The sequence below is a fragment of the Streptomyces polyasparticus genome, from assembly GCF_014493765.1.
Lineage (GTDB): Bacteria > Actinomycetota > Actinomycetes > Streptomycetales > Streptomycetaceae > Streptomyces > Streptomyces polyasparticus.
Genome location: NZ_JACTVJ010000021.1, coordinates 24,388 through 46,288 on the forward strand (window position 1 = coordinate 24,388; position 21,901 = coordinate 46,288).

Annotated in this window: 23 protein-coding genes; 6 read left to right on the plus strand and 17 right to left on the minus strand. The window is 68.1% G+C overall.

The features are described from left to right. Positions 1–121: 121 nt before the first annotated feature. The 15 genes from H9Y04_RS35235 to H9Y04_RS35305 form a co-directional block, all read right to left on the minus strand. The gene (locus H9Y04_RS35235) at positions 122–367 is read right to left on the minus strand and encodes a hypothetical protein (protein ID WP_187818245.1); all 246 of its coding nucleotides are present in this window, start codon (positions 365–367) and stop codon (positions 122–124) included. Between the two features lie 30 nt (positions 368–397). Then, positions 398–1,639, minus strand: coding sequence for a peptidoglycan-binding protein (locus H9Y04_RS35240; protein ID WP_187818246.1), 1,242 nt, complete (start codon positions 1,637–1,639; stop codon positions 398–400). Positions 1,640–1,773: 134 nt separating this feature from the next. Beyond that, positions 1,774–2,214 (minus strand): hypothetical protein, encoded by a 441-nt coding sequence (locus tag H9Y04_RS35245; RefSeq protein ID WP_187818247.1) that lies wholly within the window; start codon positions 2,212–2,214, stop codon positions 1,774–1,776. A 6-nt stretch (positions 2,215–2,220) separates the two neighbouring features. Continuing rightward, a complete protein-coding gene (locus tag H9Y04_RS35250; protein WP_187818248.1) occupies positions 2,221–3,321 on the minus strand; it encodes a hypothetical protein in 1,101 nt (366 codons plus the stop codon). Between the two features lie 7 nt (positions 3,322–3,328). Continuing rightward, positions 3,329–4,258 carry a hypothetical protein gene (locus H9Y04_RS35255; protein ID WP_187818249.1) on the minus strand — a complete coding sequence of 310 codons (930 nt, stop codon included), beginning with the start codon at positions 4,256–4,258 and terminating at the stop codon, positions 3,329–3,331. Positions 4,259–4,289: 31 nt separating this feature from the next. Then, on the minus strand, positions 4,290–5,156 hold the full coding sequence (locus H9Y04_RS35260) for a phage tail family protein (protein WP_187818250.1): 867 nt from the start codon (positions 5,154–5,156) through the stop codon (positions 4,290–4,292). Next, positions 5,153–9,400, minus strand: coding sequence for a phage tail tape measure protein (locus H9Y04_RS35265; protein WP_187818251.1), 4,248 nt, complete (start codon positions 9,398–9,400; stop codon positions 5,153–5,155). Before H9Y04_RS35265 ends, H9Y04_RS35260 begins: the two co-directional genes overlap by 4 nt. 394 nt (positions 9,401–9,794) lie before the next feature. After that, on the minus strand, positions 9,795–10,343 hold the full coding sequence (locus H9Y04_RS35270) for a hypothetical protein (protein WP_187818252.1): 549 nt from the start codon (positions 10,341–10,343) through the stop codon (positions 9,795–9,797). A gap of 1 nt (position 10,344) precedes the next feature. Further along, on the minus strand, positions 10,345–10,941 hold the full coding sequence (locus H9Y04_RS35275) for a phage tail tube protein (RefSeq protein WP_187818253.1): 597 nt from the start codon (positions 10,939–10,941) through the stop codon (positions 10,345–10,347). A 151-nt stretch (positions 10,942–11,092) separates the two neighbouring features. Continuing rightward, positions 11,093–11,530 carry a hypothetical protein gene (locus tag H9Y04_RS35280; protein ID WP_187818254.1) on the minus strand — a complete coding sequence of 146 codons (438 nt, stop codon included), beginning with the start codon at positions 11,528–11,530 and terminating at the stop codon, positions 11,093–11,095. Beyond that, the gene (locus H9Y04_RS35285; protein WP_308801533.1) at positions 11,527–11,958 is read right to left on the minus strand and encodes an HK97 gp10 family phage protein; all 432 of its coding nucleotides are present in this window, start codon (positions 11,956–11,958) and stop codon (positions 11,527–11,529) included. Before H9Y04_RS35285 ends, H9Y04_RS35280 begins: the two co-directional genes overlap by 4 nt. 33 nt (positions 11,959–11,991) lie before the next feature. After that, positions 11,992–12,216, minus strand: coding sequence for a hypothetical protein (locus tag H9Y04_RS35290; RefSeq protein WP_187818256.1), 225 nt, complete (start codon positions 12,214–12,216; stop codon positions 11,992–11,994). A 7-nt stretch (positions 12,217–12,223) separates the two neighbouring features. After that, the gene (locus H9Y04_RS35295; protein WP_187818257.1) at positions 12,224–12,688 is read right to left on the minus strand and encodes a hypothetical protein; all 465 of its coding nucleotides are present in this window, start codon (positions 12,686–12,688) and stop codon (positions 12,224–12,226) included. Positions 12,689–12,819: 131 nt separating this feature from the next. Next, the gene (locus H9Y04_RS35300; RefSeq protein WP_187818258.1) at positions 12,820–13,239 is read right to left on the minus strand and encodes a DUF6093 family protein; all 420 of its coding nucleotides are present in this window, start codon (positions 13,237–13,239) and stop codon (positions 12,820–12,822) included. Beyond that, the gene (locus H9Y04_RS35305; protein ID WP_187818259.1) at positions 13,229–13,588 is read right to left on the minus strand and encodes a hypothetical protein; all 360 of its coding nucleotides are present in this window, start codon (positions 13,586–13,588) and stop codon (positions 13,229–13,231) included. The genes H9Y04_RS35300 and H9Y04_RS35305 overlap by 11 nt, the downstream gene beginning before the upstream one ends. Positions 13,589–13,686: 98 nt before the next feature. Between H9Y04_RS35305 and H9Y04_RS35310 the strand changes: the two genes are divergently transcribed. After that, on the plus strand, positions 13,687–14,295 hold the full coding sequence (locus H9Y04_RS35310; RefSeq protein ID WP_187818260.1) for a hypothetical protein: 609 nt from the start codon (positions 13,687–13,689) through the stop codon (positions 14,293–14,295). 24 nt (positions 14,296–14,319) lie between these two features. On the opposite strand, the gene H9Y04_RS35315 is transcribed toward H9Y04_RS35310, so the two are convergent. Together H9Y04_RS35315 and H9Y04_RS35320 are read right to left on the minus strand one after the other, a co-directional pair. Next, positions 14,320–15,282, minus strand: coding sequence for an FAD-dependent oxidoreductase (locus H9Y04_RS35315; RefSeq protein WP_187818261.1), 963 nt, complete (start codon positions 15,280–15,282; stop codon positions 14,320–14,322). 17 nt (positions 15,283–15,299) lie between these two features. Beyond that, entirely contained in the window at positions 15,300–16,736 is a 1,437-nt protein-coding gene (locus tag H9Y04_RS35320; RefSeq protein WP_187818262.1) for an NsdA family TPR-like regulatory protein, read from the minus strand. A 201-nt stretch (positions 16,737–16,937) separates the two neighbouring features. On the opposite strand from H9Y04_RS35320, the gene H9Y04_RS35325 reads away from it, so the two are divergent. From H9Y04_RS35325 to H9Y04_RS35345, 5 genes are read left to right on the plus strand one after another with little or no spacing between them, the layout of a single operon-like run. Further along, complete coding sequence (locus H9Y04_RS35325; RefSeq protein ID WP_187818263.1) at positions 16,938–17,396, plus strand: ATP-binding protein; 459 nt, start codon at positions 16,938–16,940, stop codon at positions 17,394–17,396. After that, complete coding sequence (locus tag H9Y04_RS35330; RefSeq protein ID WP_187818264.1) at positions 17,386–18,699, plus strand: glycosyltransferase family 4 protein; 1,314 nt, start codon at positions 17,386–17,388, stop codon at positions 18,697–18,699. Before H9Y04_RS35325 ends, H9Y04_RS35330 begins: the two co-directional genes overlap by 11 nt. After that, positions 18,699–19,688, plus strand: coding sequence for a D-2-hydroxyacid dehydrogenase (locus tag H9Y04_RS35335; RefSeq protein ID WP_187818265.1), 990 nt, complete (start codon positions 18,699–18,701; stop codon positions 19,686–19,688). Before H9Y04_RS35330 ends, H9Y04_RS35335 begins: the two co-directional genes overlap by 1 nt. Next, positions 19,678–20,802: a radical SAM protein gene (locus H9Y04_RS35340; protein ID WP_187818266.1), complete on the plus strand. Its 1,125-nt coding sequence runs from the start codon at positions 19,678–19,680 to the stop codon at positions 20,800–20,802. Before H9Y04_RS35335 ends, H9Y04_RS35340 begins: the two co-directional genes overlap by 11 nt. Then, positions 20,799–21,899 (plus strand): hypothetical protein, encoded by a 1,101-nt coding sequence (locus H9Y04_RS35345; RefSeq protein ID WP_187818267.1) that lies wholly within the window; start codon positions 20,799–20,801, stop codon positions 21,897–21,899. The genes H9Y04_RS35340 and H9Y04_RS35345 overlap by 4 nt, the downstream gene beginning before the upstream one ends. Positions 21,900–21,901 lie beyond the last annotated feature (2 nt).

Genomic DNA, 21,901 nt, shown 5'->3' on the forward strand with positions numbered 1-21,901 from the left:
GGCAAGTCGCTTACGCGCTACGGGTTGATCGAGCCGAACCCGGCGCCGTAACCTCGGAGCCTCTTTCCTTTGTGGAAGCGGCGCCCCGGGAATCTGACTCGCACTCTGGCCCGGGGCGTCTTCATCCCCCGATGGTCTGGATCAGAACGATCACAGAGGATGCCACGGCGGCAAGGGCCACGAGGGTGGGCAACGGCCAGCGGGTCTTCTCCAGTGACGTCACCCTCGCCTCGAGGTCTGCGAGTTCCTTGTCCGTCTGATCGGAGCGCTGCACGAGCAGGGCAAGTTGTCCGTCGATTCGGGTGAGCCCGAGCTCAAGCGCCCGGCGCAAGTCTGCGAGTGCCAAGGCGATTTCACTCTCCGGCACGGTGTCCTCCTCTTGGGGCCTGTCGAGGTGCTACTTGGTGCCAGTGGCCGGGTCGGCCTTCTTCGGCAGCCACGAGCCCGTCCCCCAGCGGCCCACGACCGTGCCGAGTGACGACTTGAAAGCGGCGAGCGCGGCGGGCAGAGCTGCGACCGCGGCTGACTGCCACGCGGACAGGTCCACGAGGTCCGTCGTATGCGATGCGGCGATGAGGCCGATGAACGCCTCGGCGTACGTGGCGAGGGTGCGTTCGGCGACGTCGGCGAGAGTCTGGGGCATCGTGTCGGGGCCGTCCTTCCGCGTACTTGAGGCGGGGTTCGAGGTGGAGGTGCTCTTCGGGTTGGGGACGCGGAGCTTGGACCAGCTGGACTGTCCTGGGAGGCCGTCGGCGTCGGGACCGCGGTAGCCGCACTTGAGTTGCCAGGCGGCGTACGACCGGCGGTGATCTTCGTTCCACGTCGAGCCAGGGCCGCTTGGGTAGGTGTCGCAGCCCTCGGCGACCAGGCGCTCGCCCATCGCGGCGATGACCGCTGAGGTGCGGCGGGCGCGGAATTGGTCGGCGCCCGGGAAGGGTGCGTACGCGGGGACTCTGGAGCTGTCGCCCGACTGCTTCGGCTTCTCGGGTTCCGGCCTCGGCTTGCTCGGCTTCGGCTTGTCCGGATCGCGCGGCTTCCCCGCCCCCGGCCTGAGCAGCTTGCCGACGCGAGCCCGGAAGTCGTCCATGTCGATGCCGTACGGATCGGTCTTGCCCGGTTGCCACTCCTTGTGACCGATCACGCTGTGCTCGTTCCAGCCTTGTGCCTCGCACACTGCGGCCGCCGCGCGGGCCATCGCGTCGAGCTGGGCGGACGGCCAGGTCTGGCCCCGGCCGGTGTTGATGCACTCGAAGCCGTAGAAGTGGCGGTTGCCGTCGGTGTCGGCTTCGTTGTCGTGCGGCAGATTCTCTGACTCTCCGATGACGTTGAGGAGAACGTCGGTGTCGCCCATGCCGGCATGGTTCGTGCGCCCGTAGCCAACGATGTGGACGGTGCCAGAGCGGTCGATGACTCCGTGGCAGAGAGGGCCGGGGAGATCGTTGTAGCCCGTGCGGCAGAGCTCGACCATGTCCTCCTCGGAGGAGTAGCCGCCCGTGTGGTGGATCATGACGCCGTTGACGGGACCCCAGTTGCCGTGGCTGTTGCGGTTGTGGGAGCGCCACTTGCCGTGCTCGACGACGCCGAGCTGGGCGTTCTTCAGTACGGACAGGAACTTGTCCGCGGACAGGGGAGGGGCCATCCTCGCTTCACCTTCACCGGAGTGCTGCTGACCGCCCCGTGGAGGTGCCGGGCCGGTCCCTCGGTGAAGAAGCGCATTCGCGGCACGCGGAGGGTCGCATGCTGTGGCGAAAAGTCTATGGGAGGTAAGGGAGTTCAGGGCTGCTCGGAGTCGTCAAGGCGACAGGTGCAGCCGTCGAGGCTCAGCATGCTGACCTTGATCGTGCTGGTGGTGGGGGCCCGCAGGAGGACCTGACCGTCAACGCGGAGCTCCAAGTGAAGTGGTCGGCGGTCCGTATCGGAAGCGATGGCGATACGGCGCGGGGCTGTCGGCCGGTAGTCCTCCGGCAGCAGGGCCAGCACGGACTCGTCCCGGGACCTGCCGCCAGGGATGCTGATCTGGCCGCTCAGTTCCAACGTGTCCTGCTCTGTGATCCGCATCTGTGGTGTCGGGATGTCTTCGATGACGGTGGTGTTCCCGGTCAGAGGTAGGTCCCGCCAGGTGGGCGGCGGGGGCTTCCGGACTCGTTCCAAGGTCCGTACTCGGCGCTCCAGTTGAGCCAGCCGCTTCGCGAGCGTGGTGATCGTGTCGGGCATGGTCGGTTACGGCTCCTCGGTTTCCTCAGCGTCCTCGGGCTTCGCCGTCCGCTCCAGGTTGAGCGTGATGCGCTCGGCTTCCGAGCCGTTCGGTGGGCGCAGCGTCCAGCCCGTGATCCGATGCCACCCCTCGTATGAGATGTGCTGCTCACGCAGTCGTACGAGGACGTCGTCCCCGATGTTCCACGCCCCGAAGGGCGCGGCCGGGTGGTCCCTGACGTCGAGCTCCGTGAGGTCGGTCAGTACCTGGCGCCTAAGCCGCTGCTGCCGTGCGCGAGAGCGGAGCTTCGCGACGCTCTTCTCGTTTGTCTCCAGCCGGTGTTCCAAGCGGAGGCGACCGTCGCGGACCGAGTCGACGGCGTGCGGGCGCTTGCGGCCCTCGCCAGCGCCGAGGGCGACGACGGCCTGGGCGAACTCGTCGGCATCCTCGATCGCCTGCGGGGCGGAGGCGATGTTGATGCCCGACGTGAAGGTGATGTCCTCGCGGCGCCGTCCGAGTCGGGGCGCTCCGAGATGGATGCGATGTGAGGCCCGGCGGTCGGACCAGGTGACGGACTCGGTCCACTCCAGACCGTCCTCGATGTCGGCCATCTCGTCGATAACCTCGCCGAGGTTGCGAGCTTCGGTCTTGGGGAGGGAGTACGGCGTCTTGGAGGTCCCGGCTGTGGCCTTCGACTTCGTGTCGTCCACGGTGACGTTCAGATCGCCGTCGGGCTGTTCCTGCAGGTATTCCCAGGCGTCGCGGATGACCTGGCAGGGGTCCGCCTCGATGTACGGTCCGCGGCCGTCCAGGTTGCCGTGGAGATCGTGACGTCGATGGGGATACGAGCCGAAACCAGCTGCCTCGATGGGGAAAACGGGGCCCTGCGGTTCGGCCCGCCAGACGATTCCGCCCCACACGAGTCGGCCGTCCCGCTCGACATAGAGCAGGGTGTTGCCGGGGTCCAGGTACTCGTAGATGGGGCGGGCGAGACCCGGATCAAGGGTGGCGGACAGGCTGCCGGGTCCGTTCAGTTCCGGTCCGCACTCGACGCCGGTGAGCGGCAGGTATCCGTGCAGGACGTCGCCGGTCAGCGCGTGCGCGGCTATGTATCGGTAGTCGGGCATGGGCGGGCTACTCGGGGCTTTCCGTGAAGTCGACGGTGGCGACGATCGCCGTTGAGCGGTCGACGAAGAGTCCGCCCCTGCCACCCTCGGCGTCCTGGTTCGCTTGGACGGCCAGGCGCTGGGTGACACCGCGTTGCGCGGGCGTGAGCGTGTACGTGTGGGCGAGCGTGGTGAACAGATGGGGTGTCGCACCTTGCTCGGCTACGACCTGCGAGGACTTGCCCCTCGCTGTGCCCAGGGTCGTACGCAGCCGGGCGAGCACGCCGCCATCCTCCACCTGCAGGCTGGAGATCGTCACCGTGACGGTCGCCTTGCTCGCCCAGGCAGGGATATCCACGTCCCAGGCTGCCTCGGTCGGCCAGGCCGTCCACCTGCCGGGTTCGCCGGGCAGGCGTTGCCGCCCGTCGGGCCAGGCAGTGTGGACGCGGTGCTGGTGACGAGAATTGGCGAGCTGCCTCAAGTCCTTGATCATGTCCGCGGTCACGGTGCCGGTGTCGCGCGGCAGTGAAATGCGGGCCAGCGGGATCGCCGACATCTCCACCGGGACCTCGACCGTCTCGGGCCCCACACCCTGGATGACGTGGAAATAGCCGATGTCGCCGTAAGCGGGATCGCGATCGCCCTCGTACTCGGGATCCTCGACGCGCAGCACCAGTAGGTCGGTCCGGGCGAATGGACCCGTCGGATCAATGTCCACCAGCGCGTCGCCCACGTTGACCTGTCCGTACGCGCCCTGCCAGGGGTGGGTGCCATGCACGATGGCCGAGCCGTCAGCCACACGCACGCCACAAGCCGGCCGCTGCAAAGGCGAAACCTTGAGGTCGCTAGCCCCGGCGATCCCCTGTCCGCCACGCACGAGATCGTGCAGCAGCAGACGAGTCGCCTGCGCCTGTTGGCGGCCGCCATGCGTCATGAACGGTGGTTGTACGAGGGTCAAGTCCCGCTCCTTTCAGTCGAGTCCGCGCGCTTCACAAGGCGGTGTGGCCGGAGCGCCACGACAGGGTGAGGCTGCTGGTTGCGGTGAGGTCGCCGCCGTTCCAGACGATCTCTGAGGGGCCGGGCGGGATGGTGAAGTGGTCGAGGCGGGAGCTGGGGGACAGCGAAGCAGCGGCGTTGACGATGCCGTTGCGTAGCACCCAGCGCGTCCCCGGCCGGGTCTCAATGTCGACGAACTCGCCTGCCCGGAGGGCCACGTCTAGCTCCAGGGCCCGCCCGGTCACCGTGTTCCAGACCTTCGGGCCCGCGACGGGGCCGCTGATCCGAAGCGTCGGCCAGGCAGCAGCGTCCCCGGCGTTGATGATCCGGCCAGGGCGGGCAACCTGGTCCAGGGGCAAGGTGAGGCGAGTGGGCGTATCGGCGTGGAAGTGCGGGTCCATCGCCACGAACTCGATATCCAGGGGAATCCAGCCGTGTACCGCGCTCGCCGTGCTGGTGGCCTCCATGCGGCGAACTCGCCCGTACAGGCGGCGTGTCTCGTGGCCTGGCCAGCGCGCACGGAGCACGCTCATACGGCCTGTGCTCCTGCGCACGCCTTCCGCATGAGCCGCCTGTTGCATTCGCTCAAGGATTTTGACGGCCGCACTCGGGGCGCCAGGTGCCTTGATGCCCGCCTCGATGCGTACGGTGCGCGGGCCGTAGTAGTCGATTCCGGGCATTGCGCCGTCGCCGACGGGATTATCCACATCCTGTGGACGAACTTCGGGAACACCGAGCCCTTCGATCTCTCCGATGGGGATCGAGGTTCCAGGGCCGAGGAGGACCACGCCGCCGATCTCCACTTGCCACTCGGCAAGCTCAGCTGAATGCGCCTGGCGGCAAACGGTATTGGGGTTCATCGGACTCTCCCGCCACGTTGAGCGTTGCGCAGGCGGCGCATCATCTCCGTGCCGATCTGCTGTGGGCTGGCACTGCTGTCGTGGACCGTGACCGGCATGGTGCCGATCAACGGCTGCTGTTCGCGTACGACCACGACCTGGACGGATTGGCCGCCGCGAGCGTCGACCCGCGTGGCGGCGCCGCGCACATCCACGGGCGGGCGGACCTCGAAGCGGCGGACTACGTCGGCGAGTGTGCGGGTCGCTGCGGCACTCCGCGCCGCTGTGGTGAGCTGGGCGTCAGGGGTGCGTGAAGCACGTCGGGTCATGCCGCCGTCGGCGAACCACTCGACGTGCCCGCCGAAGCGCCCCACAACGTCCTCGACAACAGCCTTGCTGCGCACGCGTTTTGAGAGCGCAAGAGGGACATACGCCTCGCCCTGTGTCTCCGGCTCACCCCAGATGCGCCAGGACCCGGCCGGAGCGATCTGCGCGACGTGCCGCTCACGTACGCCGCCATCCGCGTAGTAGTCGACTACGCCGCCGTTGCCCTGCTTGAGGCCGGGGCTCTGGACCATGTCGGGGATGCCGTTCATGTCCTTGTCGTGCGCGGACGGCTTGCGGAACATCTGGGTGTAGATCGGGATCGTCCTGCCACGCAGGGCGTTGATCCGGGACTGGATGGTCTCGGTCGCTTTGCGGGCACCACCGGTCGGGACGGTGACCTTGACGTTCTTGGACCCAGGCACCTTCTCGATACGGAAGCCGAGTGACTCGAGTTCCTTGCGTGCGGCTGTCGTTGGTGCTCGTACGACGACGCTCTTCGCACCGGGTGTTGAGCGGATCTTGTCGCGCAGGGCTTCGAGGCTGCGGATCGCAGCCGCAGTGGGTGCGGACACCTGGACTCGTTTGGAACCCGGGGTATCACCGAGCTTCTTGATCAGGATGTCGAGGTTCTTGCGCGCGCCGGCCGTCGGAGCGGTGACCTTGATCTGCCGGGTGCCTGGGACGGTCTTCACCGTGAAGCCGAGCTGTCGGAGCTCCTTCTGTGCGCCCTCGCTCAGCGAGTCGACCCGGATCGTCTTGTGCGTGGGAAAGCGGTCGAACTCGGCCTGTACGGAGAGGAGGTTGGCGAGCGTGGAGTCCATGCCCTTGGTCTGCAGTAGCAACGAGACCTTCGAGGGAAGCAGGCCGAGGCTGTCCGCGACCCGCTCGGCCTGCTCCCTGGTCAGGCCGTAGCCGCGGGCCGCCTTGATGGCGGCCTCGCGGGCGCTCTGCATCTCGGCCCGGGACTTCGCGAGGGCTTTCGGCAGCGCTTCGCCGTTCTGCTGCGCGAGGGCGTACGCGGACACGGCGGCGTCGGCTGCGGCATCGGACAACGAGGTGAGCTGGGTGTAGAGCGTCTGCCCGTTCCTTGTCGTGGTGTTGAGGGTGTCGTCCTTGTTGACCAGCTGCTTGCCGCCATACCCCTGAGCGCGGTCGACGGAGCCCGCGGACTCGTCCAGGTCGAGAACCGCGGAGTTCACACGGGCCTTCGCCGCCTGCAGCGAGATCTGTCCGCCGGAGAGCAGGTCGAGAGCGTCCTTGAGAGCGCGGGTGCGCTGGTCGGCATCGGCGGTCTCGTCGGAGAGCTCGCCGACCGCGGTCTTGAGCCGGTCATACGCACTCGCACCACTGCCTGCTCCCTGCTGGGCGTTCGCGAGATCCTTGGCAGCCTTCCTTGCCTTGGCTGAGTCACCCGATAACGTCTTCAGGGTGTTGGCCACGGCCTGGTACTGGCCAGCGCGCTCGGCGATGTTCTCGCGGTCCGAGTCGCCGCGGCTGGTCTTGTTGAAGGCGGCGACCTCCTTGTCGGCGAGCGCCTGCATCTTCGCCGCGAGGGTGTCCATGCCGACGCCCTGGCCGAGGTACGAGTCGGTCACGTCCCGCAGGGAGTAACCGAGCTTGCCCATGACGTCCATCAGGCTGCTGCTGGAGCCCTCCAGCTTCTGGTTCTGGATTGTTTGAGCGGCCTGCTGCCGTACGGACTCGTTGATCACGCCGTTCGACTCGCGCAGCGCGCCAGCCAGGCCGTCGATGTTCGCCTTGTGTTCGGCGGCCTTGGCGGCGGCGCGTTGTTGAGCTGATGCCAGCAGGCCGAGGACGACAGTGGCGCCGGCGAGCGCGGCGCCCCAGGGCCCGCCGAGTGCGCCCACAAGGCCGGATCCGGCGGCGCGCAGCCCAGTCGTCGCGGCGCGGCCCACGCCGTTCAGGGTGCCGATGAAGGTGGTGCCCGCGCCGGACGCGCTGCGGAAGGCGGAGGTCATCTGCCCCAGGAAACCGACCCGGGCCTGCACCGCCGCCCACGCGGCGCCGTAGCGAGTGAGTGATTGACCGGCAGTCGCGGCCAACTGGCGCTGGACCTGCATCTGTTGTGCGAAGCCCTGGAATGCGCCGCGCACGGGACCGGAGACCGTGCCCGCCAGACCCATGAGCATCGGCCGCGCCCGAGCGAACAACAGCAGCGCCAGCGCGGCCGACTGGATGGGGCCGGGCAGGGAGCCAAAGGCATCCACCAGACCGCCGACCAGTTGTCCGATGGGAACGAGGACGATCGACAGCCCCGATACAGCGTCGATGACGAGGTTCGCGGCGGTGGCGACGATGTCGAGCGTGCCAGCCGCCGCGCCTCCGCCTTCACCGAGCCCGCTCAGAGCCGACAGCAGTGGCTCGACGCCGTCGGCGGCGTTCCCCAACACCTCGCCGAGTGCCTCTGCGGCGTTGACCAGCAGGTTCAGCCCTGTGGCCAGAGTGTGCTCGCCGATGTCCTTGAGTGGACCGATGAGTTGCCGGGCTTCGTCGACCAGGCCGCCGAGCCCCTGCGCGGCGCTCTTCTTCAGGTCCGGCCCGAAGAGGGTGGCGAGATCGTTCCCGTACTCGAGGGCCGCGGTGAGGTGCGGGGTGGCGCCGGCGAGGCCGTGGGTGAGGAGACGTACGACGTACTCCAGACCCGGCGCCATCCCTTCATACAGAGCGATGCCGGTCTGCCGGGCCTGAGTGTTCAGCTGGACCATCGCACCCGACAGACCCTCACCACGCGCCGAGGTGATGTCGGCAGCGGCACCGGCCTGCCGTACGGCGAGCGACAGCGCGTCGAAGGAGTCGGTGCCCTGGTGGGCCATGGCGATGGCTCCGGACATCGCGGGCTTGCCGAACGCCTCCTTCACGGCACCCGTGAAGTCCTGCTGCGACATGTCGTGTTGGGCCCTGGCGAGGCCGTCGATCACTACCCGCAACCCGCGGAAACGCCCCTGCGCATCCCATGCCTCGATGCCGAGACGGTGCAGTGCGGCGACCATCTGGGGCGTCGGCGCCGCCAGGTTCGCCATCATGCCGCGCAGCGACGTCCCTGCCGTCTGACCGAGGATGCCCGCCTTGCCGAGCATGCCGACCGCGCTCGCCGCGTCCTCCATCGAGACACCGAGACCGGCGGCGACCGGTCCGGCGTAGCGCATCGCGTAGTAGATATCGATGATGCCGCCGGAGGCGTTGTTCGCGGTGGCCGCGAGGATGTCCGAGGCGCGAGCGGCCTGGTCGGCGCCGAGACCGAACTGGTCCATGATGTCGCCGAGGTACTTCGCCGAGTCGGCCGCGTTCACTCCGGCCGCCGACGAGAGCTGCAGCGAAGCCCGTACGGCGTCGATCGCCTGGTCCGTACGGAAGCCCGCCTTGGCCAGCTCGACCATGCCCTCGGCGGCGTCCGCGGCCGTCGAGCCCGGCAGGCTCAGGTCGTTGCCGAGCTCCTGGGCTGTGAAGGAGGCGCGCTGCATCTGTGCGGCCGTCGCGCTGGTGACAGCTCGGAAGACGTTCATCTGCCGCTGGTAGCGGTTGCCGTCCTCGGCGGCCTGCCCAACGCCGAGTGCCAGGCCGGCCACGGCGGCGGTGCCGGTCATTCCCGAGGAGCCCCGGCCCAGGGTTGCCATGGCGCGGTTGAGTTGGTGGATGGAGGTGACGCCGTCGCGGCTCGTGGCGCGCAGATGGCTTCGTGCAGCGGCAGCCCTGGTGGAGATGCTGGAGAGACCGGCGGCGGCTCGTCGGGCGCCGGTTCCTACGGTGGTGAGTTGGCGCGAGGTGCGGGTGCCGGTGGTGGCGAGTTGGGCCAAGGCACGGTGTGCGGCAGCAGTCCGGTCTGCGAGCGTGCCGGCCTCGCGGGCGGCGGCGCGCAGCCCGCGGATGAGGCTGTTCGCCTCGGCCTGCATCTGGACCGTCATGGTGTAGCCGGACACCGGTGTGGTTCACCTCCTCACGCTCAAGTTGTCTTGCTGACTGGCGTCTCAGCGCTGTGCTGGCGTCCGTACTCCGCCCGCGGAAGTAGCTGGATCTTCACGCCGTAACCCGGGCGCCCGTCAGGGACCTGATCGCGTTCCTGCTCAATGACCTCGCAGCCGGGGCAGCGGACCGTGTCGGGGACGTAGGCATGCGGGTCACCGCCCTGCCCGGTGTCCCATTCGGCCAGCCGCGTCCGGCAGTCCGGGCAGATGCTGCGCTGCCACACCTGCCAGGCCAGGGCCTTCGCCCGGTCCAGATCCGTCCAACGCCCGGTCCCGCCGAGGAACTCGCTGTGCGGGATGCCCCACCGCTCGCACAGTTCGAGCTCGACACGCAGCCGGGAATCGGCGCTCAGCCTTTTCCCACGCTCACCGCGTCCACGTCGGTGCGGCTGACCTGCTGCACCTGCCAGGCCGCCTCCCACAGGCTGTTCGCGTCGGCCGCCGACCATGAGCCGAGCAGCTCAGCCGCTTCGGACTCGGTCATACCGTCGACGGACGAGGACGAGATCAGCGCGGCCGGGAAGGTGTCCGGGTTGAACGCGGCCCCCTCGGAGGCTTGCGCCTCGGTCGGAGGGTGCTGCGTGATCAGCTCCTCCAGGACCGGGCGGGGCAGCGCACGGAAGGGCAGGTCGAGCGAGGCGGCACGTAGCCTCAGCTGGGCCGACTCGTGGACCTCTGCGAGTGCGGCAGCTTGACGGCCGAGTTCGCTGTCATCTGGTGCTGAGTCGGCGAGGCGTTGTGCACGGCGGTAGGCATCCTCGGCGAGGGTCGCTTCCTGGCGGACCTTCTCGTCATCGCAGATACGCAGGACATATTCGGGGAGCGGCCGACCGCGCAGGCGCCGCATCTTCGCTGACCAGCGTTCGTCTCGCTGGTTCCGGCCGTCAGGCGAGGACATCTCAGTCCTCGTCGTGCGTGGTCACCGTGGCCGCTGCCGCGACGAGGGTGACGTCCACAGAGCCGTCGTCCTCATCGCTGTCATGCGACGGGACTGGCAGAGGCTTCGGCTTCGTCGCGGCCGGGGGCACTGCTACGTCGAGCGCCGGCGGTTCGGTGATCGTGTACGAGACCTGGAACTTCGCGGCCTCGTTTCCGGTGCTGTACTGCGCGGAGCGCGAGGCCACCTGTACCGGAAAGACATCGACAGACTTGGAACCCGGGATGTCGCCCTTGCGCAGGAACACGACCCAGCCCTTGGCCCCCTTTGGGAGCAGCTGCTCGACGTCGTCGCTGACCTTGTCCTCGTAGAACGTGAACGAGGAGTCCTCGGCCTTGTCCTCACCCGGGATGGAGCTGGTGAACGTCGACGCCATGTCCGGCGTCTCGATGGCCTCGTTGGTCAGGGCCCAGCCCTCGACGTCGGAGATGGCCTCGGTGAGTTCGGTGGCGTTGGGGGCGCACAGCTCCTTGCGCGTCGGAGCCTTCGATTCAGCGCAGACTTCCTTGAGCCAGAAGATCTTTGTGATGCCGCGCCGCATGAAACGCTGCTGGGACATGGAGGTTCAACTCCCGCTTCCGGGACGGCACCTCTGGCAGCCAGCGGTCACCGCCCCTTGAGATTCGCGTCAAGGGACCACCAGGCTGTTCATCAGCCAGGTGTCCGCGCGGACCTCCGCGGTGAGGAAACGGAGCGAGCGGCTCCGGAGTTCAGCCAGGGCTCACAGTGATCGTGAACCGCTGTATGTAGGTAACGGTATCGCCCGCAGTTCCGTCAACCGGATCACCTGCGCCGTCCACGCTCAACTCCCGGTCAATGACCCGCATTTCAGGAGGTGCGAGCGCGTACCGCCACCGCCCGTCGACGCGATCGACGAGCGCCGACCGGACCCTGTCGGCAAGCCACTCCACCTGGTCGGCACGCTCACCGACGCTCGTCACCTGGTAACTCCAGGAGACGTCGGCATGCCAGTCGGCAAAGCCGGGGCCGGAGAACTCGCCGGGCAGGCTGTCGAGAATGGCGTACGGGAAGTCGGCGGCGCGGCCGTCAGGCCCTCGCGGTAGTACGCCGAGTCCGCAGGGCCGTCCGGTCGCATCCGCCACGAGCGTGCGCAGCGCCCGGGTGAGCGGCAGCCGGGGCAGGCTCACCCCAACACCCCGCTCTCCAGGGCGTCGACGTATGCGGGCTCTGTCTGCCGGAAGGCCGGCTCGATGTGCGGGTACGGCGGCTGACGGTAGTGCCGCCCGATGCGGTCGACACCCACGAACCCGTACTCCAGGCGCCGCGACTGCGGCGCCTGGGTGGAGACCTCCGCGGTCACCCGCCCTCCGCTGACGGTGACCTTCACCTCCCAGGAGGCTCGGTACTGCCCGGTGATGACGTTCGGGCCGGGGCGCCCGGAGGCGTTTCGCTGGATGCGTGCGCGGAGGAGCATTGCGTGGTGGCGGGTGATGGCCCGGGTGCGGGAGCGGACCGCTGGGGCCATACGGACGAGGGAAGTTGCCAACGTGATGGGGTCGCGGAATGCGGCGGCGCCTGGGTGAGCGTTGGGATGAGGGTTCGCAGGGGGCGGCACCGGCGGAGCCTAACGACTCCACCGGAGGGACGCTCAGGAGTGGCTGGCGCCCCGCTTCCGCATCCACGACTGACAGGCCCACCGGGCCAGTGCACCGACGATCAGAGCCGTGACGATCGCGCCCCAGTCGATCACGTGCGGCAGCCCGGGGAAGAAGGCGAAGAAGGCGAGAGTCCCGACCAGCCCTGCGGCGAACGCCGCGATCCCGGCCCGGCGAAGCCGGATTTCGACTGCCTGCTCCTGCTCTTGGTCGATCATGGATAACTCATTCCGTGATGTGGTGGCATTGACTTACGCGCCGCACTCCACTGACGTAGAGATGCGTGCACGCCCTTCCATAACGAGGCAGGGTCTGCGGAGAGTTGTTCCGCATGGGGCCGATCTCGCATTCGTTGTGGGTGCGGCCTCGCGACGTCTTGTAGACCCGGTTGTTCGTGTCTCCGTACGTGAAGTCGATCCGCCAGTTGCAGAACCCGCTGCTGAGCGCACCGACGAAGGCGCAGTCGACGCCGGCGTTCTGGTACGTGATCTTCTTTCCGCCGCCGCGGATGATGTGCGTGAACATGCACCCCGTCGGCACCTTGATCGTCACACCGCCCACGCTGTATTCGAAGCTCCGCACGGGAGTTGAACCGACGGCGCTGGCCTGGGCCGTCGCGGGGCTCATCATCACGAGTGCGCCCGCCGTGGCGAGGGCAGCGATCAGGCGGGGTGTGTTCTTCTTGATCATCGGGCAGTCCCTCCGTCGTACCTCATGTAGTGATCGGAGAGACCCTGTTGGCGGACACCGTGGTTCTGGCTGGGCCTGTGGTTCATCACTGTGAGTGAACGCGCGGCGCTGGTTCACTCAGTGGGTGCGCGTCATTCGAGGATCTGAAGCCGCACCTGACGCACTACCGCGTAGCTCGCCGTCGCAGCCTCCAAGACGCGGAATCGTCGGCCGGTGAGCTGCGGATCTCGGTTCGAGGAGGCCACCACCAGGAAGTCGTCGGGACGAGTCTGCGGGGCAGTGAGCGGGAGCAAGGCCAGGTACGCGGTCTTGGACGGAGCCGCAGACCACATTCCGTCCAATGACTGCGTGTTACTAGGCAGTTGGCCGGTGAGTGTGACCGCTGCGAGCCCATCCCAGTAGCGCCGGGGTGTGCCGGCCTGGGGAACCAGCTCGCCAGTGGACTCGTTCAGCTCGTCGTCGGCTTCGCCCTGCAGATCACGCCACAACTCCACGCGGTCGTCGAGAACCCCCTCGACGACCCGACGTACCCCGGAAAGATCAAGCCCCACGAGCCCACTCCGCAAGCTGTCGAAGGACAGCGGCGGTCCCGCCGCCGGGGACGTTCTCCAGGTCGGTCCGGGCCAGGGCCGCCCGCTCGACCTCGACGGGGTCCAGGGCGTCGAGGAACTCGGCGGCTGCCAGCCCCGGTTCAGGCAGCACGCCGATCCGTACATGCGCCAAGGTGTCGAGCTCGGGGTGAACTGTCCCCGGAGCGAGCTGCAGCACGACGAGAGGTGGTTCGAGTGGTTCGCTTCGGATCTCGAAGGACGAGACGAAGTCGCTTACGTCTTGGCCGCCGACGGACACCACGGGTCGCCCGTCGTTCCATGTCACCTGGAACCGGTTCAGCTTCGTCATCGGCGGAGCCTAAGCCCAGTGCGCCCACAGTCCGGTCCTGACGTGGGGATCCGGCCCCGGCCAGTCCGGCGCGATCAACGAAACGTAGCCTCAGCTCGGTGGAAACTCTGCAGCGTCTCGCCAGGCGAGCGACCGGGCTCTCTGGATACGTCCTTGGGGCCATCGTCTTGATGGTGCTCGCCGCGGCGGTGAGCTGGAGCGGCATGCTGCTCGTCTTCGCAGAGCAGGCGATCCCCGGTTGGCAGGCGGGCGCCGGGCTCTTCAGCGCAGGTCTCGGGCTCCTGTGGATGCGGTCGAAGCGCATACGCCGAGCACCAGATACAGCTGCGACGAGCCTGAGCGCGCGCACGCGCCGCTTGTTGATTCTGTTCGTTGCGGCTACGGGGCTGGTCGGTGGGCTCGGAGCGGCGGGCGACCTCGTTGAGGGCGCGGAGTACTTCGTGCTCGAGCCGAGCGGGCCGGATGGCTGCCGAGCGGTCGTGCGGGAGTCGACGTTCCTGGTCATCGGCAACGGCGAGGTCTACACAACAGGGGCCATGGGCATCGTCTGGCACCCGGTGAGTTCCTGGAGGACGGATGACGGGATTCGCCCCATCGCGTCGGGCTCGTACGAGATGAAATGGAGTCGGGAGGGTGGTGTCCTGGTCGTCAAGGACGACGGCATCAACCCCGTCATGCCCGCTTTGCACACCGTCGACTGCGGGTAGCAGCGCTCGGTACTGCGCTGGGCCTCAGGAGTCGTGAGTGCCGGTGATCAGGCGTGCGACCTCCTGCGCGCACCCCCACGACAGAGTCACTCCCGACCCACCATGCCCGTAGTTGTGGACTACAGGCACCCCATCGCTCCGGCGATTAACCTCAACCCGAACCTCGCCCCGAGTCGGCCGGGCCCCCACTCGATGCTCCAATACCCGAGCGTCACCGATCCGCGGATCGATCTCCGCACACCGCTGCACGATGGCCTTGGCCACAGCCAAGTCGTCGGTCAGTTCGGGCTCGCCATCGATGGCGGTACCGCCGAGCGTGATGGTGTCCCCGTGCGGATAGAAGCAGACGAGGTTGGGCGACAGTCCGGTGTCCTCGGAGAAGAACTCCGTGATGCCGGGATTCTCGACGACCACGTGCTGTCCGCGGATCGGCCGCACGTCGGGATCACCGGCCAGCTGTCCCGCGCCGAGGCCGGCGCAGTTCACGATCACGTCCGCGTCCGCGAGCTCGTCCAGCGACTCCACGGTCCCCGCCTCGATCTCCCCGCCGAGGCCGAGGAAGCGGCGCGAGAGGTAGTCGAGGTAGATCGGCATGTCGATCAGCGGGACCGTGAAGCGGTGGCCGCCAACGAAACCCCGGGGGAGGTCTTTCGGCTCGCAGTCGTGGAAGTCGGGGAGCAGCGCGGCCCACGGGGGCGTCTCCACCGGATGTCGGGCCGCCTCGACGCCGCTCGTCATGCGAACTCCGGCGCCGACCACGGCGGACAGCTCCCGGAAGACGTCGAGTGAGGTGAGGCTCCACTCCCGGACCCGATCCCACGGCTCCACGAGGTACGGGCCCCACATGGCGCCCGCCGCGAGCGACGTACGTCCGGGGATCTCCGAAGCGACGATGCGGACCCGTAGACCTGCGTCGAGGAGTTCCACCCCCGTCGTGAGCCCCGAGACGCCCGCACCGACTATGACGACCTGCCCATCCGCTGTCACGATCCGAAGGTAGCCCGTCAGACGCTCTGGAGTCTCTGCTGCGCGGTGAGACGCTGCTCGAGCTCTGGAAGGAAGTCCCGCACGTACGGGTTGCGTTGCCGACGGCGCAGATCCGTCGCCAGCTGGCTGAGCAGCGCGGTGCTGCGCGGGGAGCGGACGGTTTCGAGGCGCGCAGCAGCCGTCTCTCCAACCTCACAGGCGTGCTCGAGTTCACCTGATGCACTGTGGCCCAGAGACAGCCAAGCACCTTCGAATAGGGCGCGGCGCTGACTGGGATCGCCCTTCTCGACGCCGTACGCGCCGGTCTCCAGCAGCGCTCTGCCCTGTCGCAAGTAGTGGCGGCCCGTGGCGCGGTTGTCCGCCCGCAGCTCCCTGCGGCCGAGGCTGATCAGGGCATAACCCGCCTGGCACTCCAAGTGGTTGGGTGTCAGGAAGTACATCCAGCGAGGCTCGGCCCCGATGTCCGGACCGTGCTCAACGAGTTCGCGAGCGAGCGCACTCGTACGCTCGAAGTCCCTGCCGCGACCGGCGGCGGCGTATCCGTAGGCAAGGCGGGAGAGAACCGAGGCGCGGACCGCCGCCGTGCCGCCCTCGCTTGCGCGGTGTGCCGCCTCGCCGAGTGCGACAGCGTCCGCCGGGTGCTGCCGGGAGGCAGCCTGGAAGGACATGTCGGCGAGGATGTGGGCACACAAGGCACGGTCGTTGACCTGGTGAGCTGCGCGCAGTGCGGTGACGAAGTAGCGCTGGGCGAGGCCGTGATCGGCGGAGTCGAAGGCCATCCAGCCGGCGAGCTGCCCGATCTCGGCCAGTGCCCGGATCAAGCGTACGGTCGCGGTGTCGGACAGGCCGCCCTCGTGGAGAAGTAGCCCGACTGACCTGAACTGCGCTCCCACGTAGGGAAGATGGCGAGCTCCACCGTGCTCGTCGTCGAGCTGCTGCAGCAGCGGCAGGTTCTGCTCCACCTGCGCTACCAGCGGATCGACACCAGTCTCGGTGAGCCCCGGGCTGAACGGGCCTCGCCCCGCCGTGCCGTCCAAGTACTGCGAGACCACGGCGAGCAGTCCCGAACCCGAGATCGCCAGGAAGCGGCGGCGATCGACCAGTCCGCCGAGCACCCAGTCCTCCACGATGTGCGCGAGACCCTGGTACGTCCAAGGCTGGTCCATGCTCGCACCCGAGGGCACGAAGGCCACAGAGTCCGAGGCCCTGCCCTCCCACAGCTCGTCGACGGACAGCACGCGGCCGAGCTCTTGCGAGAGCACGTACGCCGTCATGGTGGGCAGCGGCGAGCGGGGTACGCGGCCGCCGTCGCGCCAGTGGTACGGGGCCGACTCAGCGACCGTGCCTGTGCCGAATACGCGGTTGAGCTTGCGGGCCAGGACCTTGGGGCTCCAGTCGAGTTCGTCGAGGCAGGCGGCGAGAACGGGGTTGGGTCCTCGGGCCGTCCTCGCCATGCGGCACCCCTCCGTCGCTTCCGGTCGCCGTCGACAGCGGTGTTCACGATTCACCTCCGTTCTTCCCTCCGTCCAGCCGACCTGACCAACTCGGCTTGAAGTTGACCGAGTTGACCGCTTACTCGCCTCCCTCCTCGCCTTCAACTCCGGTGTTCTGAGTGGGCAGCCGGCCGCGCCGGACACGGACGGAGGGAGAGAGTCGTGGGAGGGCAACGTGTTCGGCGTTCGGCGCACCTCAGCGTCGGGCTTCCCTTCGACAGCAGCGTCGCCGCGGTGGCCCGCAAGGAGATCGCGTCGCTGCTCGGAGAAGGCGTCCAGAGCGATGACTCGGTCGTACTTGTCTGCTCGGAGCTGGCGACCAATGCGTACTGCCATGGCAGCGAGCCCATTCGCCTCAAGGCCCACGTCGAGGTCACGGACGTGGCGGCCGCGGTCGAGATCACGGTGACCGATGGGGGAGCGGCGCCCCGAGCGCGGGGCAATGCGAACCCTGAGGAGTTCGGGCGGGGTTGGCTCATCGTCTCCGCGCTGGCGGCCCACTCGGCACTCGACGTCGGCGAACGCCGGAGCCGTGCGTGGTGCCGCCTGTTGCTTCCGACGCATCGAGGGGCCTCGACCCCCGGCTGCCGTGGTCCGAAGGGGTCCGCTGATGACTGCTGAACCGCGCACCACCACATTGATCGGGAGCACGGAGGACTTGGCGCCTCACGACTCGCTGCCAGCCAAGGTCGTCGTCGCTCTGCACGATGGGTTCTACGGAGCCTCGTCCGGTACGGGCTTCAGCAACCGAGCGATGCTCGAAGTGCTCGCCCGGACGCTCCCACCTGGGCGACTGCTGGTCCTGCCCGCCGAAGCCCCCGGCTGCAGCGGCTCCCGCGACCGGACGTGGACCCTGCAGACCGAGCGGATGCTCGACAGTGCAGGTGCGGAGATCAGGAGGGTGCCCTTGGCCTGCCCTGATGGCGCCAGCGTCCATGACAGCGAGACGCTGTGCCAGGTCGTCGGAGACGTGGTCCGGGAACAGCTCGCCCCCGCGACCCGCTCTCACGTCATAGCGCTGGACACTCCGTTCCTAGGTATCGCGCCTCACCTCGACGGCTCCGACGCCGGACTGCTTCTCGTGCCGCGCTCGACGACGCTGCTTGCCGATCCGGACAACCACCGCCGTGTTCACTGGGAACGTGCGGGGCTCACAGCGGCCGTGGACCGGGGTGCTCGCGTCGCGGCCATCTCGCACCACATGCGGTCCCACCTCACGTACTGCTACGGAGTGCCGCGTACGGCGCTGGTCGACCTGCCCAACGGACTGCTGATACGCGCCACCGCCGCGGAGTCGACCGCGGCCCCCGTCCCACCGCGTGCCCGGGCAGGCTTCCTGTTCGCCCTGGGGCGAGCAGTGGAGTCCAAGGGTTTCGAGGACCTCCTGCAGGCGCTGGTCCATCTGCGAGAACAAGGCATCCGCGTCCCCCACCTGGTGCTCGCGGCAACGGCCGATTCACAGGTCCCCACTCCGTACCAGCGCCGTCTGCGCGAGCAGGCGCGGGACAGCGCCCTCGACGTGACGCTGCTCGGCAGGTTCTCACCGGCGTACCGAGGCTGGATGCACAACCCGGCGCTGCGCGCGGTGGTGGTGCCCTCCCGGGCAGAGCCCTTCGGGCGGATCCCGCTCGAAGCCTTCGCCGCACGGGCGAGCCCAGTCGTCGCGACACGTGTCGGCGGACTGACGGAGACCGTCGTGGATGGCGAGACGGGATTCACGGCCGAACCGCGCAACCCGGTCGACCTGGCGAACGCCATCCACCGAGCTCTGCTGATCTCTGCCTGCGAGCGAGAACGGTTTCGGCGGCAGGGCCACGCCCTTCTGGCAAGCCGGCACGACTACGGCGTGACCATCCGCGCGTACCTGCGCGAGCACATCCCATGGGCGCTGGAGACCGATGTCGCGACGAGGAGGCCATTCTGATGACGACGGTGATGATCAGTCTCAACTCTCCCTACGACTTCTGGCAGTTCGGGGAGTGGCACCTGAAGTTGCTGGTCGCTGATTTTCCTGAGGTCACCTTCGAGCTGGTAGCTGACGTCGATGCCCCAGGTCGTGTCCCCGAGGCTGACGTCTACTTCGGATGGTCCTTCTCCGCGGAGTGGCTGGCGCAGGCGTCCCGCCTCCGCTGGGTGGCCTCACCGGCAGCGGGCGTCGACCATCTGCCTGTCGACCGTCTCATGGAAGCACGCGTTGGCTTGACGCGCGGCTACGGCTATCACGGGCGGCCGATGGCCGAGCACGCACTCGGTCTGCTGCTCGGCTTCTCCCGCGGGCTGTTCCTGAGTCAGCGTCTCCAAGCACGGGCTCCGTGGTGGAAGGACCAGCTCGCCGATGCGTTCTTCGACCTCCACGGCCAGACCCTCACGATCGTCGGCTGCGGGTCCGTCGGTACCCAACTGGCGATTGCCGCACAGGCACTGGGAATGCACGTCATCGGTGTACGCCGTCAGGCACACCGCACTGACGGCATCGGCATCGAGTGGAAACCGGCATCCCGCGTGGACGAGGCCCTCGCGCGCTCGAAGGTCGTCGTCAACCTGCTCCCCGCGACCACGGAGACGACCGGCTTCTTCAGCGCGACGACCTTCGACGCGTGCCAGCGCGGCGCCGTCTTCCTCAACCTCGGCCGGGCCAGCACTGTCGACCACACCGCACTCATCGCGGCCCTCGACTCGGGACGGCTGAGCGGCGCCGGACTCGACGTACATCCGACGAAGCCGCCAGCTCCGGACGATCCGTTGCGCCGCCACCCCCGAGTCGTACTGACCCCGAAGACCGCCACGTTCAGCCGGACCTACATGGACCGGGCCGTCGCGTTCTTCCACGACAACCTCCACCTCTACCTGGCCGACCGACCGCTGAACGGCACGGTCGTCCCTCTCCCTGACGGAGGCACTCATGCCCGCTGATCCGCAGGCCCACGAGCCCCGAGACGACCTGCTGCGCGCCTTCGCGGAGACCGGCCGCAACCACCCCTACCTCGCAAGCACGCTGAACTCCCTCTGCAACCTCGACTGCACCTTCTGCAAGCCGCGCTGCATGCCCGACTACGGCCACAAGGACCGCCCCCTGCAGGCCGACGACTACGCGGCGATAGCGGGGGAGGCCGGTCGCTGGAACATCCACAAAGCGCACTGCTCGGGCGGAGAACCGACGCTGCGCGGCGACATCCTCGACGTTGTGGCCGCCTTCGCTGATGGCCTCGGGGCTGGCGCCGCGATCGGCATGACGACCCATGGCAACCTGCGTCGCGGACTGTCTGTCGAGAAGCTGTACGGGGCTGGTCTGACATACCTGAACGTCAGCCTGCACAGCCTCGACCCCACCCGCTCCCGGCAGATCATGGGCGGTGGAGATCCCCGAGTCGCTCTCGCCACGATTGACGCCGCGCTCGCCCTCGGCATGCAGGTCAAGGTCAACTGTGTTCTCCAGCGTTCGTATCTGCAGGACGCCTTCGCCGTCGCCGAGCTCGCCAAGCAACGCCCCATCGCCGTACGCCTCATTGAGTTGCAGCGGATCGGACCCGCAGAAGCCCTGTTCCCGCGGGAGTTCATCCCGGAGGCGGAGGTACGAGACCACCTCGCCGACTGGTTCGACGCGGCCGGTGAGATCCCGCGTACGGAGCTCGGCGTACGCAGTCCGGGGCGCTACCTCCAGCCGCCAGGCTGGGCCGGCTCGATCGGCTTCATCAGCAACTCCAGCTGCGCCACCTGCTCCGACGCCAACCGCATCAAGATCACACCAACTGGCGTCGCTCGGCCGTGCATCCTGCACAACCGCGACATCGAGCTGAAGCCGCACATCACCGAAGGCACGCTGGCCGACGCCTTCGCTCACCTCTTCCGGTCCATGCTCGCCCGCGACCGCAACGAGGCGTGGAACGGCTACCACTACGTCGACTACGACCTGCGCTGGGACCGTATGGACCGCCCCAAGGGAGTGCCGGTTCTTCCGCTGCTCCCCGTGGCCAGCGGCACCGGAGGCGGCTGCGCGCTGCGGGCGGCGCGAGGGGAGGGGCAGTGACCACAGCTCAGGCGCTTCCGTCGTACACGCGACTCACGGCGGACTACGAACGCCACTTGACTCTGCACGGTGTGACCGCCTCGATGCTCACCCACAAGTGGCAACCGGGGGACCTGATCGCTCCGCGCTCCGACGTCGACGTACGCGTCATCGTCAATCAGGCGCCGGACTCCTGGTGGGACTGGAATCATGCCGTCGGTCTCGCCCACACCCAGGCCGTCGCGCAGCACGTCCTCAATCGAAGGTTCCTGGAACACCCGCCCGGCTTCGCCTTCACCACAACGGAGTTGGAACGCCACCGGGTCTCCCCGCCCGAGATCGCGACCTGGAGCCTGATCGCCGGCAACGCGGCACTGCTCCGTCGCTGGAAATCGCATGCGCAGACGATGCCGTGGAGCCAGGAGGACGAGCGGTTCTACCGCGGGATCCTCGGCTCCCGCGCGGGTGGCATGTACCAGCTGGCCAAGGACAGCATCGACAACGTCCACCACGACGTCGAGGGATACCGCGGCCACTGCGTCACCTGGCACTACGTCGCGCCGTGCTGGTTCGCGGCTGCTTCGCTCGCGACGCGTACCCGATGTCCGGGCAAGTCCGCGGCCCTCGCGCAGTGGCACCCCGGCGAACTCGAAGCGCATGCCGAGAAGTTCCTGCGGTACGGAATGTCGGGCAGCGCTCCAGGAATCGCGCCCGAGGAGCTTCTGAACGAAGCGCACGACGCCGTAGAAGCGCTGATCCGTCGCGTACCGAAGCCCCGAGCGGTGCAAGAACCGGACGAGGCGGATGCAATCGCCTGGACGATGACCGCCGGAATGCTGCGCGTACGCGTCGCACGCTGGCTCTACTACCTCGACCCGCCTCCCGGAACCGCCACCAGCTACCTCGTCGCTCGCGAGGAGAAGGAACTCATGGCGGCGAAGGCGATGCTTGTCCGTCTCGCCGACCGGCTGACTGGGCCCGAAGGGCGGCTTGCGGCCGCCATGGCCGCACTGATCCAAGCCGGACCGACGACCCCAGCAGCTCTGCGACGCCATCTCCACGACTGGCACCGTCACCGCGCTCTGGTCGAGGACTTCTTCTCCGCCCACTCCGTATGACC

What these genes read in the sequence shown, in the direction of transcription:
- H9Y04_RS35340 (WP_187818266.1), top strand. Translation starts at nt 19,678, where the DNA reads ATGCCCGCTGATCCGCAGGCCCACGAGCCCCGAGACGACCTGCTGCGC.
- H9Y04_RS35245 (WP_187818247.1), bottom strand. Translation starts at nt 2,214, where the DNA reads ATGCCCGACACGATCACCACGCTCGCGAAGCGGCTGGCTCAACTGGAG.
- H9Y04_RS35320 (WP_187818262.1), bottom strand. Translation starts at nt 16,736, where the DNA reads ATGGCGAGGACGGCCCGAGGACCCAACCCCGTTCTCGCCGCCTGCCTC.
- H9Y04_RS35305 (WP_187818259.1), bottom strand. Translation starts at nt 13,588, where the DNA reads ATGACGAAGCTGAACCGGTTCCAGGTGACATGGAACGACGGGCGACCC.
- H9Y04_RS35330 (WP_187818264.1), top strand. Translation starts at nt 17,386, where the DNA reads ATGACTGCTGAACCGCGCACCACCACATTGATCGGGAGCACGGAGGAC.
- H9Y04_RS35250 (WP_187818248.1), bottom strand. Translation starts at nt 3,321, where the DNA reads ATGCCCGACTACCGATACATAGCCGCGCACGCGCTGACCGGCGACGTC.
- H9Y04_RS35295 (WP_187818257.1), bottom strand. Translation starts at nt 12,688, where the DNA reads ATGATCAAGAAGAACACACCCCGCCTGATCGCTGCCCTCGCCACGGCG.
- H9Y04_RS35260 (WP_187818250.1), bottom strand. Translation starts at nt 5,156, where the DNA reads ATGAACCCCAATACCGTTTGCCGCCAGGCGCATTCAGCTGAGCTTGCC.
- H9Y04_RS35275 (WP_187818253.1), bottom strand. Translation starts at nt 10,941, where the DNA reads ATGTCCCAGCAGCGTTTCATGCGGCGCGGCATCACAAAGATCTTCTGG.
- H9Y04_RS35240 (WP_187818246.1), bottom strand. Translation starts at nt 1,639, where the DNA reads ATGGCCCCTCCCCTGTCCGCGGACAAGTTCCTGTCCGTACTGAAGAAC.
- H9Y04_RS35290 (WP_187818256.1), bottom strand. Translation starts at nt 12,216, where the DNA reads ATGATCGACCAAGAGCAGGAGCAGGCAGTCGAAATCCGGCTTCGCCGG.
- H9Y04_RS35335 (WP_187818265.1), top strand. Translation starts at nt 18,699, where the DNA reads ATGACGACGGTGATGATCAGTCTCAACTCTCCCTACGACTTCTGGCAG.
- H9Y04_RS35270 (WP_187818252.1), bottom strand. Translation starts at nt 10,343, where the DNA reads ATGTCCTCGCCTGACGGCCGGAACCAGCGAGACGAACGCTGGTCAGCG.